At 32.1% G+C, this 12626-nt stretch carries 13 protein-coding genes; 12 read left to right on the top strand and 1 reads right to left on the bottom strand.

From position 1 onward, the window contains the following. Positions 1 to 34 precede the first annotated feature (34 nt). The 8 genes from lpxA to LPC23_RS08075 all read left to right on the top strand — a co-directional run bounded on the left by lpxA (position 35) and on the right by LPC23_RS08075 (position 7220). Positions 35 to 820 carry an acyl-ACP--UDP-N-acetylglucosamine O-acyltransferase gene (gene lpxA / locus LPC23_RS08040; protein WP_229324439.1) on the top strand — a complete coding sequence of 262 codons (786 nt, stop codon included), beginning with the start codon at positions 35 to 37 and terminating at the stop codon, positions 818 to 820. 24 nt (positions 821 to 844) lie between these two features. Further along, positions 845 to 1411 (top strand): elongation factor P, encoded by a 567-nt coding sequence (gene efp, locus LPC23_RS08045; protein ID WP_229324441.1) that lies wholly within the window; start codon positions 845 to 847, stop codon positions 1409 to 1411. A gap of 68 nt (positions 1412 to 1479) precedes the next feature. After that, on the top strand, positions 1480 to 2409 hold the full coding sequence (locus LPC23_RS08050) for a UDP-3-O-(3-hydroxymyristoyl)glucosamine N-acyltransferase (protein ID WP_229329420.1): 930 nt from the start codon (positions 1480 to 1482) through the stop codon (positions 2407 to 2409). Further along, complete coding sequence (locus tag LPC23_RS08055; RefSeq protein ID WP_229324445.1) at positions 2409 to 2771, top strand: nuclear transport factor 2 family protein; 363 nt, start codon at positions 2409 to 2411, stop codon at positions 2769 to 2771. Before LPC23_RS08050 ends, LPC23_RS08055 begins: the two co-directional genes overlap by 1 nt. Positions 2772 to 2856: 85 nt before the next feature. Then, on the top strand, positions 2857 to 3729 hold the full coding sequence (gene sucD, locus LPC23_RS08060; RefSeq protein WP_229324447.1) for a succinate--CoA ligase subunit alpha: 873 nt from the start codon (positions 2857 to 2859) through the stop codon (positions 3727 to 3729). 77 nt (positions 3730 to 3806) lie between these two features. Then, on the top strand, positions 3807 to 4235 hold the full coding sequence (locus LPC23_RS08065; protein ID WP_229329421.1) for a hypothetical protein: 429 nt from the start codon (positions 3807 to 3809) through the stop codon (positions 4233 to 4235). Positions 4236 to 4394: 159 nt separating this feature from the next. Continuing rightward, positions 4395 to 5141 carry a 3-oxoacyl-[acyl-carrier-protein] reductase gene (gene fabG / locus LPC23_RS08070; protein ID WP_229329422.1) on the top strand — a complete coding sequence of 249 codons (747 nt, stop codon included), beginning with the start codon at positions 4395 to 4397 and terminating at the stop codon, positions 5139 to 5141. Positions 5142 to 5192: 51 nt separating this feature from the next. Continuing rightward, positions 5193 to 7220, top strand: a complete 2028-nt coding sequence (locus tag LPC23_RS08075) for a hypothetical protein (protein WP_229329423.1) — start codon at positions 5193 to 5195, stop codon at positions 7218 to 7220. Between the two features lie 4 nt (positions 7221 to 7224). Here the strand turns inward: LPC23_RS08075 and LPC23_RS08080 are convergent, their stop codons facing one another. Then, complete coding sequence (locus LPC23_RS08080; protein WP_229329425.1) at positions 7225 to 9318, bottom strand: LTA synthase family protein; 2094 nt, start codon at positions 9316 to 9318, stop codon at positions 7225 to 7227. A gap of 187 nt (positions 9319 to 9505) precedes the next feature. Here LPC23_RS08080 and LPC23_RS08085 point away from each other — a divergent pair, with 187 nt between their 5' ends. Genes LPC23_RS08085 through LPC23_RS08100 form a run of 4 tightly spaced genes read left to right on the top strand, consistent with a single transcriptional unit; the run spans position 9506 to position 12625 of the window. Further along, positions 9506 to 9940, top strand: coding sequence for a thioredoxin family protein (locus LPC23_RS08085; RefSeq protein WP_229329427.1), 435 nt, complete (start codon positions 9506 to 9508; stop codon positions 9938 to 9940). Beyond that, a complete protein-coding gene (locus LPC23_RS08090; protein ID WP_229329429.1) occupies positions 9937 to 10923 on the top strand; it encodes an FAD:protein FMN transferase in 987 nt (328 codons plus the stop codon). Before LPC23_RS08085 ends, LPC23_RS08090 begins: the two co-directional genes overlap by 4 nt. A gap of 6 nt (positions 10924 to 10929) precedes the next feature. After that, entirely contained in the window at positions 10930 to 11142 is a 213-nt protein-coding gene (locus tag LPC23_RS08095; RefSeq protein ID WP_229329431.1) for a DUF4266 domain-containing protein, read from the top strand. 19 nt (positions 11143 to 11161) lie between these two features. Continuing rightward, positions 11162 to 12625, top strand: a complete 1464-nt coding sequence (locus tag LPC23_RS08100) for a DUF3570 domain-containing protein (protein ID WP_229329433.1) — start codon at positions 11162 to 11164, stop codon at positions 12623 to 12625. The last annotated feature ends 1 nt before the right edge of the window (position 12626 follow it).

A 12626-nucleotide genomic window follows, 5' to 3' on the forward strand; every position in this document is an offset into this window, starting at 1 on the left:
TTTTCTAAAGATTACAAATTATAAATAATATTAGATGAATCAACCGTTAGCCTACGTTCATCCTGGTGCGAAAATCGCCAAAAATGTCGTGATAGAACCTTTTACAACTATTCATAATAATGTTGTTATTGGAGATGGAACCTGGATTGGTTCTAATGTAACTATTATGGAAGGTGCCCGAATTGGAAAAAATTGCAATATTTTTCCAGGAGCAGTTATATCTGCTGTACCACAAGATTTAAAGTTTGGAGGAGAAGATTCATTGGCAATTATTGGTGATAACTGCACCATCAGAGAGTGTGTTACTATTAACAGAGGAACATCTGCTTCTGGTCAAACTGTTATTGGTGATAATTGTCTTGTAATGGCTTATGCACATATTGCACACGACTGTGTAGTTGGAAATAATGCTATTATTGTGAATGGTGTTGCCTTAGCAGGACATGTAATCGTTGGTAATTATGCAGTTATTGGCGGATTGGCAGCAGTTCATCAATTTATTCATATTGGAGATCACGCTATGATTTCTGGTGGTTCGTTAGTTAGAAAAGATGTTCCTCCTTTTACAAAAGCAGCCAAAGAGCCTTTGTCTTATGTGGGGATTAATTCTATTGGATTAAGACGAAGAGGTTTTACGACAGAAAAAATTAGAGAAATTCAAGATATTTATAGAATACTATACCAAAAAAATTACAATACTACTCAAGCAATTGGAATAATTGAAGCTGAGATGGAGGCGACTCCAGAGCGTGATGAAATTTTAGATTTTATTCGAAATTCATCAAGAGGAGTAATGAAAGGATATAGCGGAAATTATTAACATTAGCAATTAAATACATTTAAAATGGCAAGTACATCAGATATTAGAAACGGATTATGTATCAAATACAACAACGATATTTACAAAATCATTGAATTTCTTCACGTTAAACCAGGTAAAGGACCTGCTTTTGTGAGAACTAAACTAAAATCCTTGACTAATGGTAAAGTATTAGATAATACTTTTTCCGCTGGTCATAAAATTGATGAAGTTCGTGTTGAAACACATACTTTTCAATATTTATATGCAGAGGGAGATCAGTTTCATTTTATGAATAATGAATCTTTCGAACAAATTACATTGAATAAAAATGTTTTAGACAATCCTGATTTGTTAAAAGAAGGAACGAACGTAATGATTCAAATCAATGCAGAAACAGAAGCACCACTTTCTGTTGATATGCCAGCTTCTATTATTTTAGAAGTTACTTATGCTGAACCAGGTGTAAAAGGAAACACTGCAACAAATGCAACAAAGTCAGCAACTGTTGAAACTGGAGCAACTGTAAACGTACCTTTATTTATTAATGAAGGAGATAAAATTAAAATTGATACCGCTTCAGGTTCGTATATGGAGCGTGTCAAAGAATAAACCATAAACTATAATTAAAGGTTGATTATCAAATGGTAATCAACCTTTACTATTTTAAATAAAAATCAATGAAATTTCCTAAACAACATACTCTTCAAGAAATCGCAAGTCTTATTCAATGTGAATTTGTAGGTGATTCAAACTTTCCTGTTTTAGGGATGAATGAGATTCATGTTGTTGAACCAGGAGACATTGTATTTGTTGATCATCCCAAGTATTACGATAAAGCATTACAATCCAAAGCTACTATTGTTTTAATCAATAAAAAAGTAGATTGTCCAGAAGGAAAAGCCTTATTGATTTCAGAGGATCCATTTCGAGACTTCAATACCTTAACAAGGCATTTTATGCCATTTCAAGGAGCAAATGTTTCCATTGCAGCGACTGCTAAAATTGGGATTGGTACACAAATCCAACCCAATACTTTTATTGGTAATCATGTCACCATTGGAACAAATTGTTTGATTCACTCGAATGTAGCAATTTACGATCATACAGTGATTGGAGATAATGTAATTATACATGCCGGTACTGTAATTGGTGCTGATGCTTTTTATTACAAAAAACGTACAGAAGGTTTTGATCAATTGCTTTCAGGCGGTAGAGTAGTAATTGAGAATAATGTAGGTATAGGTGCGCTTTGTACCATAGATAAAGGAGTTACGGGCGATACAACTATTGGAGAAGGAACCAAAATTGACAATCAAGTTCATGTTGGCCACGATACAGTTATAGGTAAAAAATGTTTAATTGCTTCACAAACTGGTATAGCAGGTTGTGTTATTATTGAGGATGAAGTGACACTTTGGGGACAAGTTGGTACTACAAGTGGAATAACTATTGGTGCTAAAGCTGTGGTATTGGGACAAACAGGTGTAACCAAGTCTATTGAAGGTGGCAAATCTTATTTTGGAACACCAATTGAAGAATCGAGAGAGAAATTAAAACAATTAGCTAATATTAAACGAATTCCTGAAATTTTAAATCAATTAAAATAATGGCCTCAAAAAAACTAATTCAAAATTTTTACAAATCAGATGCACTAATTGATGCTGACGTAATGAAGGAATATCTTCATCCTGAAATAATTTTAGATTGGAATAGTAGTAAAGGTTTTGTTCAATTGAATTATGAATCTATTCTAAATCTTTCTCTTGAATTAAGTAAAGCGTACGTTCGTTCAAAAGTAAGAATTAGTCATATTCTTGCTGAAAACGACCTAGTATCTGTTCGCTATTCCCATTATGTAAAAACGATTGAAAATCCTCGTGAAGAAATGTTTTTAGCAAATTTTATAGTTATTTGGCAAATAAAAGACGATAAATTGTATCGAGGGTATCAAATGAGTCAAATTTCTTAATTTATTTTCAATTTAAAAGTTAGAAAATAATTTCAAAATCGTATTTTTGCGTATCAAATTTAAAAAATCACATAAAAAATAGATCATGAGTGTTTTAGTTAATAAAAATTCCAAAATAATTGTTCAAGGTTTTACAGGTAGTGAAGGAACATTTCACGCGTCTCAAATGATTGAATACGGAACCAATGTTGTAGGTGGAGTTACTCCAGGTAAAGGAGGTTCAACGCATTTAGACCGTCCCGTATTTAACACAGTAAAAGATGCAGTAGAACAAGCTGGTGCTGATACTTCTATTATTTTTGTACCACCTGCTTTTGCTGCTGATGCGATTATGGAAGCAGCTGATGCTGGAATTAAAGTTATTATAGCTATCACTGAAGGAATTCCTGTTGCTGATATGATCAAAGCTAACAGTTATGTTAAAGAAAGAAACGCTCGTTTGATAGGTCCTAACTGTCCAGGAGTTATTACTGCTGATGAAGCAAAAGTAGGTATTATGCCAGGTTTTGTTTTCAAAAAAGGAACTGTTGGAATTGTGTCAAAATCAGGAACTTTAACGTATGAAGCTGCTGATCAAGTTGCTAAACAAGGATTAGGAATTACTACTGCTATTGGTATTGGTGGAGATCCAATTATTGGAACAACAACTAAAGAAGCAGTTGAATTATTGATGAATGATCCTGAAACTAACTGTATCGTAATGATTGGAGAAATTGGTGGACAATTAGAAGCTGATGCTGCTAAGTGGATTAAAGCTGATGGAAATCGCAAACCAGTTGTTGGATTTATTGCCGGAGTTACTGCTCCAGCAGGTCGTACAATGGGTCACGCTGGTGCAATTGTTGGAGGTTCTGATGATACTGCTGAAGCTAAAAAACAAATTATGAGAGAAAACGGAATTCACGTAGTTGACTCTCCAGCTGAAATTGGTAAAAAAGTAAAAGAAGTTTTAGGGTAATCCTAAATAACACTATACAATATAAAATACCTCACGGTTTCGTGGGGTATTTTGTTTAATAAATACAGTAAAGAATAATGTACAAAGAATTAAAAAAGTTTAAAGTAACTAAGAGTTTTACTTTTGGTCAAGAAGATAGTTTAGAAGAGGTTTGTAATGCTCCAGAAAGCGCTAGTGGAATTTTCTTAGTGTATGCTATTGAAGGTGATGAGAAAGAATTGATTATGGTAGGTTCTACTGGTACAGTTCAAAATGATGGTAGTTTAAAAAGTAAAAATGGCGGATTGTATGACAAAATTGTAAATGGTCATCAATTTGCTAAAACAGGAAGAAAATATTCTTGGCCAGCCCAAATGAAATTAGAAAATATAGAACGATTAGAAGTGGTTTGGTACGATACTTTTAACGATAAAGTTAAAGTAATCCCAACCTTTATAGAAGGTCAAGTTTTACAAAATTTCTTAGATGAAAAAGGAAGTTTACCAAGATGGAATGTTGCCTTTTAAAGCTAGTATTTTTTCAACTTACAAAAGCGCTCACTATTTATAGTAAGCGCTTTTTTTCAATCCACAATTATTCTTATATTTGAGAATTAAAATAACGTCTTGATTACTCTATTTTGTTGGAACAAGATTTTTAGAATTAATTTGAATTACCATTACATTATGAAATTACTTGAAGGAAAAGTGGCTATCATTACAGGTGCCAGTCGTGGAATTGGAAAAGGAGTTGCAGAAGTGTTTGCAAAACATGGAGCCAATATTGCATTTACTTACAGCTCGTCTGTAGAATCTGCTATTGCATTAGAAAATGAATTGAATGCTTTGGGAATTAAAGCCAAAGGATATCAATCTAACGCAGCTGATTTTAACGAAGCACAAACTTTTGTTGACGCTGTGATTGAGGAATTTGGTACGGTTGATGTCTTAATCAATAATGCCGGAATCACAAAAGATAATTTGTTAATGCGTATGTCAGAAGCGGATTATGATCAAGTAATTGATGTAAATTTAAAATCGGTTTTTAATATGACAAAAGCGATTCAAAAAACATTTTTAAAGCAACGTTCGGGCTCCATTATCAATATGAGTAGCGTAGTAGGAGTAAAGGGTAATGCGGGTCAAGCCAATTATGCCGCATCTAAGGCTGGAGTTATTGGTTTTACAAAATCAGTTGCCTTAGAATTAGGTTCAAGAAATATTCGTTGTAATGCAATTGCACCTGGTTTTATTGAAACTGAAATGACAGCCAAATTAAGTCCTGAAGTAGTTCAAGGTTGGAGAGACGGAATTCCGTTAAAACGTGGCGGAACTACTGATGATGTAGCTAATGCTTGCCTTTTCTTCGCTTCAGATATGAGTGCTTTCGTAACTGGTCAAGTACTTAATGTTTGTGGTGGAATGTTAACATAACAGTTTGCTACTAGTTTGAATAGATTATTTGAACTATAATTCAATAAAAAAATGGAGACCAACACAATCCTATTACTGATCATTTCTGTTTTGATTGCTGCGGGTTTAGCTTTTTTTCAATACATCTACAAAGCTAAAAATAAATCTAATTTGAATTTGTTTTTGGCTTTTTTGCGTTTTATTACTTTTTTGGGACTTTTTATTTTAATAATTAATCCTACTGTAACTAGAAATACATTTAAAACTGTAAAAACACCTTTAGTTATAGTAATGGATAATTCCAGTTCTATACCTTTTTTAAATGCCAATAAAGAAGCATTAGCTAGTTATCAAAAATTAGTAAATCATCCAGCTTTACAAGAAAAATTTGAAATTCAGTCCTATCAATTGGACTCTGACTTGCAGCTTTCCAATTCATTTAATTTTAAAGGAAAACAAACTAATTTAGAGGCTGCAGCGCGTTTATTACAAAAAAATTACAAAAACAAATCATTCCCTACAGTACTATTAACTGATGGAAATCAAACCAATGGGAACGAATACGAATTTAGTTTTGATCCATTAAATAAAGTATTTCCCATTGTTTTAGGGGATACTACCAAAGTAACGGATTTGAAAATTACCCAAGTCAATGTCAATAAGTATGCTTTTTATAAAAACCAATTTCCAGTTGAAATATTTGCAACCTATTCAGGTAAAGAAGCAATCACAGCTAATTTTAAGATTTTTCAAGGAAAATCAATACTTGTTAATCAAATAATTTCATTCTCACCACAAAAGAAAACTGCAGTAGTTCAAGTAGTATTACCAGCAAATAAAATTGGACTACAGCTTTACAAAGCTCAAATTATTGCATCTAAAAAAGAAAAAAATCCATTTAACAATACTTCTAGCTTTGCCGTAGAAGTAATGGATCAAAAAACTGAAATAGCATTACTATCTGCAATTAATCATCCCGATATTGGAGCTTTAAAACGCGCGATTGAATCTAATGTACAACGAAAGGTAACTGTAATTAAACCGCAATATATCAACGAATTAAAAAAGTACAAACTTGTTATTTTTTACCAGCCTAACAAACATTTTAATACTGCATTTGAAACTACTAAACAAGCTGGTTTAAATTCGTTCATAATAACAGGTACATCGACTGATTATTCGTTTTTAAACCAACAACAATCTGATGTAGTTTTCAAAATGTCCAATCAAATGGAAGACTATTTTGCTAATTTTAATTCGGAGTTTACTCTTTTTTCATCTGAAAATATAGGTTTTGAATCATTTCCGCCATTACAAAATAGTTTTGGAACTATAAATGCTAAAGGGAATAGTTCTGTGCTACTTTCTTCAAAAATTAGAGGTATCGATACAGAATCACCGATGTTAGTTTTTTCGGAGAATCAAGGGAAACGAGCAGCCTATCTTTTTGGTGAAAACAGTTGGAAATGGCGCTCTCACTATTTTATTGAAAATCAAAATTTTGAAAAATACGATACTTTTATAGATAAAATAATTCAGTATTTATCCACTAATTCCGTTAAGCAATCGCTTGTAGTGGAACATCAATTAGTTTATAACTTAGGAGACCCAATTGAAATCAGTGCGTATTATTTAAATAAAAATTTTGAATTTGACGAGAAAGCTAGATTTGAAATTTCCATTGTGAATACAACATCAAAAATGAATAGAAAATACGATTTTAGTAGGGCTTCGAATTCATTTAAAGTTAATTTGGAATCACTTCCTGCTGGTAAATATAATTTCATCGTCACAGAATTAAATTCAAAAGAACGTTTTTCTAATACGTTAGAAATTTTGGATTTTGATGTTGAAAAACAGTTTGTTAATCCTGATGAACTTAGATTACAACAACTTGCCAATTATACAAAAGGAAATCTTTTCTATCCAGATAAAACGGATCAATTAATACAGAAATTGCTTGCTGAATCAGAATACCAACCGATTCAAAAAGATGTAGTGATTAAATCACCACTTATCGAATGGGTAAGCCTATTAATTTTTCTGTTATTCATTCTTTCATTGGAATGGTTTGTTAGAAAATATAATGGTTTATTGTAGTAGTTTATTTTTCGTACTTCTTTTTCTTCAATAAATCGGAAGCTGTTTGATAATATGAAATTGTTTCTCTGACTAAATCGGTTCTTTCTTTATTCAAAACCTCTTGATCATAATAGAGTTGAAATTCAGGAGCCATTTTCTGGTCGTGTTTCAAACTCAATTGGAATTGTTTAACTTTTTGTTTTGGCGAAATGATTGTTAATACATCATCTTTTATTAAACCTAAATCTTGGTAAGTAGCAATTAATGCTCTGGGTTTATAATCAGATTGAAGTACGTCTTGTCCGTAAAATTTACTTTGATAATTAAAATTCAACAATCCCATTAAGGTAGGCATTACATCAATTTGCGACATCAATTGTATGTATTTTTGCGGTGCAATAAATCCAGGACTATATATTAATGCAGGAATTCTGTATTTTTCTAAAGGAAGTTCAGTTTTTCCAGCACTAGATGCACAGTGGTCAGCGACAATAACAAAAACGGTATTCTTAAACCAAGATTGTTTTTTAGCCAGTGTAAAAAACTGTTTTAATGCATAGTCCGTATATTTTACTCCACCATCTCTGGACTTAGCGTCACCTGGTATATCAATTTTATTATTAGGATAGGTAAAGGGTCTGTGATTACTCACCGTCATCCAATGATTAAAGAAGGGTTTACCTGATTCTGATTCAGTATTCATTATTTGAATGGCTTTATTAGCCATATCCTCATCACAAACACCCCAAACATTAGAAAAAGTAATTTCGTGCAGACTCAAAGTTTTATTATCTACTATATCATAACCATTACCTGTAAAGAAATCTTCCATATTATCAAAGAAAGCATCACCACCATACAGGTATTTTACATTATAACCTTTTTGCTTAAAGATATTTCCAGTAGAAAATTTATTTTTATTGTCTTTTCGTTTCACTACACTTTCTCCGGCTGTAGGAGGAAAACACAGTGTAACAGCTTCAAGTCCTCGAACGGTTCTGTTCCCAACAGCATACAAATTAGTAAATTGTAAACTTTCTAAAGCTAGCTTGTCTAAGAAAGGAGTAATATTATTTTCATTTCCATACGCTTTCATAAAATCAGCACTGAAGCTTTCAATAGTAATTAAGACAACATTTTTATGAATTTCTTGTCCTTTTCCAATAATTTTTCTAGTTGTTGATTCATTTTTAATTCCATTGATTTGATTTTTCAAAATAGCATATGCTTCATTACTTGGAATCGTTTTATAAAATTTAAAATAATCCAATTCACTATTAAGGAAAGCTAAATAAAACTTATAAATCCCATTAGATTGTAACTCATTAGCAAAAATATTCTGAGAGTTTTCTTTTGTTGCTAAATATGGAATTGTGGCCAATGAAAGGCCTAACATAACAAAATACAATCCTGAAATTTTTAATTTTTCAGAAAAGGTAGGGATAGCTTCTATGTAGGTTTTAGAATATTTTACTATAAAATAAGTGATTATTCCTGAAGATATAAATAGTACTGTAAATAGAGGAATTACCGGATACGATTCCATAATATTCCCAATCACTTCGTTTGTATATACTAAATAATTTACAGCGATGAAATTGTATTTTACGCCAAATTCATTCCAAAAGAAAAATTCACTAATAGCATTTTGAAGTATTAAAGTGACAAAAAGAAAAATCACAAAGGAAAACAACCAAAAACGAATGGTGTTTCTGTATTTTGGAAGGAATAATAATAGACCAAAAAGTAGTGTTTTAAGTCCGATAAAAGCCATTCCTATTTCAGGTAAAGCACCACCATATTCGTTTAAAATAGTATTTCCAAAAGCAATATATAAGAACAAACAAACAAGCAATCCAAAAATAATATAACCTGTTGGTTTGAGGTATTTTGAATTCGATATAAAAATCAAGTACAACCATAGTAGACTGCTTAAGACTGTAAAAACTAAAAAGTCAGATAGAATTCCGAATGTAAATATTTTGATTATATCAAAACCAGAAAATGAAGCCTGTGTTATGGGATGGAATAATAATACTATTCTTAAGATGAGGCTTACTAGTATGTAGAATAAAGTTAAAGAATAAAAAGGAGAAAGTTTTTTAACGAGTGGCATTTTTTTTAAATCAAATTTAAATAAATAGTAATGTTATATACTTAATTTAAACTTAAGAATAGCTTAAGATTTCACTGACTATTAAGTTGTTAGGATTAACTTAAGTTTAGCTTAAGAAATCTCTATTGCAAAATATTCTCGCTAAATCTGTGTTATTTTTGTATTACTATAATTTAAAACTTCATCGATGAAAAAAATCCTCTTACTTTCCCTTTTATTATTTTTCAAAATAAGTTTTTCACAAAATTGGAAAAGTTCTTTTGAGGAAGCGAAATCTCAAGCATTAGCTGAAAACAAAAATATAGTTTTGGTTTTTTCAGGATCTGATTGGTGCGCTCCTTGTATCAAATTAGATAAAGCCGTTTGGCAATCTGAAGAGTTTAAAAAGGAGGCCGAAACAAATTGGGTAATTTACAAAGCTGATTTTCCAAAGAAAAAAGCAAACCAATTAAGTCCAGCATTAACTGCTGCTAATAAACTGTTGGCAGAAAAATACAATACTTCAGGAAATTTTCCTTTGGTGCTTTTACTCGATAAAAACGGAGTCGTTTTAGGGATTGAAGGGTATAAAAATTATGCTGCAGCTGACTATATTCAACTCATTCATTCCTTCGAAAAATGATAAAAAACACCACTTCACTTATAGTATTAATGATCTGTTTTGTTTCATTTGGACAAACAGAATACAAACGTAAAGTATCTATGTTGGGTAGTCCGTTTGAGATTACCGTTGTAGCCAAAGACTCAATAGAAGGGAAGCAGTTTACAGATTTAGCAATCACAGAGGTTAAACGTATAGAAAATTTAATTTCTGATTGGATTCCAACAACCCAAATTTCATTAGTTAATAAAAATGCTGGGGTTCAATCCATAAAAGTAGATTCCGAAGTATTTGAATTAGTTGAAAGAGCCATAAAAATTTCACAATTAACTGATGGTGCTTTTGACATTTCGTATGCCTCAATGGATAAAATATGGAAATTCGATGGTAGTATGAAAGAAATGCCTTCAGAAGAGGCAATAAAAAAATCAGTGTCGAAAATTGGTTTTAAGAACATTCTTTTAAATAAGCAAGATCAAACTATTTTCTTAAAAAACGAAGGAATGAAATTAGGACTTGGTGGGATAGGCCAAGGCTATATTGCTGATAAAGTTAAAGATAAGTTACTCTCTAACGGTTGTAAGTCTGGAATAGTTAATGTTTCTGGCGATATCAATGCGTGGGGGAAACAAAGCAATCAAAAACCCTGGACAGTTGGAATTGTAAACCCAATGAATAAGAATAAAGTATTTGCCACTTTCCCTTTAGAGAATAGTTCTGTAGAAACCTCAGGGAATTATGAGAAGTATGTCCTATTTAATGGGATACGATATTCTCATATTATTGATCCAAGAACTGGATATCCAGCTAGAGGAATAGTAAGTGTATCGGTTTTTTCTAAACAAACTGAAATCGCTGATGCTTTAGCAACCGGAATTTTTGTTTTGGGGGTAGAAGTAGGTTTGGATCTAGTAAACCAATTAAAAGGGATTGAATGTATTATTGTTGATGATAAAGGCAAAATTCATTCTTCCAAAGGAATTGACATTAAAAAATATAAATAAACAATCATGTTAAAAAAAATCTGTTTAACCCTCTTAGTACTGTTTGCGTTACAGTCATGTACTGTTGTTAAAGAATATGAAAAAGAAAAAATCAATGATATTGATATGAAAATAGCTGCGCGAACGTCGGAGCGATATGAAACTACGTTTCAGGTATATCGAGAAGCTGCTGCTGGAGCAAATGGTGGGAAATCTGGTGGTGGTTGTGGCTGTAATTAATGATTTCAATAAATTGAAAATGAAAAAATATTTAATATATAGTATATTGTTCCTATCGGTAACAACATTTGCTCAAACCCAAACCGCAACTCCTACATTCAAAAAAAGAGTTTTGGAAAGTACAGAAGTTGATTTTTTGGCAAGCTATTATGTTCAAGATGGTTCAAGATCAGCGGTTTCAGGCGGAATTGGTTCTGAGAAGTTAACCGACATTGCTTCAAATATCACTATTGCTATGCCACTCAATGATGATGACGTACTAACCGTAGATGTCGGAATTTCAGCCTATTCTTCAGCCTCCTCTAGTAATATTAATCCGTTTAATTCTTCTGGGGCATCAGGTGGAAACGGAGATGATGATGATGATGACGATTATAGAAATGGTTATGCTAATACAGGTGTTAGTCCACAGCCCTACGGAAGTCCTTGGCAAGCCTCATCAGGCGCTTCAAGAAGTGATCAACTAGTTTCAGTAATGGCCAATTACAGTCACAGCAGTGATTCAAGAAATTTTATATGGAATGCCGATGTTTCTTTCTCTAATGAGTATGATTATACCTCTGTCGGATTTGGTGGTGGAGTTGCCGCTCTTTTTAATGAAAAAAACACTGAAATTAGTGTAAAGGCTAATGCCTATTTAGACCAATGGCGACCTATTTACCCAACAGAGCTTCATGAATACTCCAAATACGGAACTAATTTATTATCACAAGGCTATTTTAATGGAGTAACTGTTTATAACGAAAATGGCGTGGCAGCTACTGAAAATTATTTACCAAGTAATTTTAAAGATTTGGCTTTAACCAATAGAAACTCTTATTCGGCCTCTTTTGGCTTTTCTCAAATAGTAACTAAACGTCTTCAGCTTTCATTGTTTTTTGATGTTTTACATCAGCAAGGATTATTATCGACTCCCTATCATCGGGTTTATTTTGCTGACAAGTCTAACTTTTACATTGGTCAATCTCAGTTTATTTCTAGCTATGAAAACAATGCCAATACTGGAGTATTTAAATTAGCAGATGACATTGAGCGATTGCCAAATAACCGATTCAAATTACCTGTTGGCGCACGTTTGAATTATTACATTAATGAGTATTTTATTTTAAGAACCTATTACAGGTATTATTCTGACGATTGGAATATTCACGCGCATACTGCAAGTATAGAGTTGCCTATCAAACTTTCAGATAGATTTACTGTGTTTCCAACCTTTAGATACTATACTCAAACAGAGTCAAAATTTTATGCGCCTTACGAAAAACATCTTTCTTCGGAACAATTTTATACTTCTGATCCAGATTTAGCTACCTTTGATACCAAGCAAATAGGTTTTGGAATCAATTACACAGATATTTTTGCCACATCAAAAATTTGGCAATTTGGACTCAAAAATATTGATTTTAGGTTTCATCAATATGATCGTTCTGACCGACTTAAGGCTAGTATAGCTACAATTGCTTTTAAATTTATAATGCAATAAA

It is taken from the genome of Flavobacterium ammonificans, assembly GCF_020885975.1.
GTDB lineage: Bacteria > Bacteroidota > Bacteroidia > Flavobacteriales > Flavobacteriaceae > Flavobacterium > Flavobacterium ammonificans.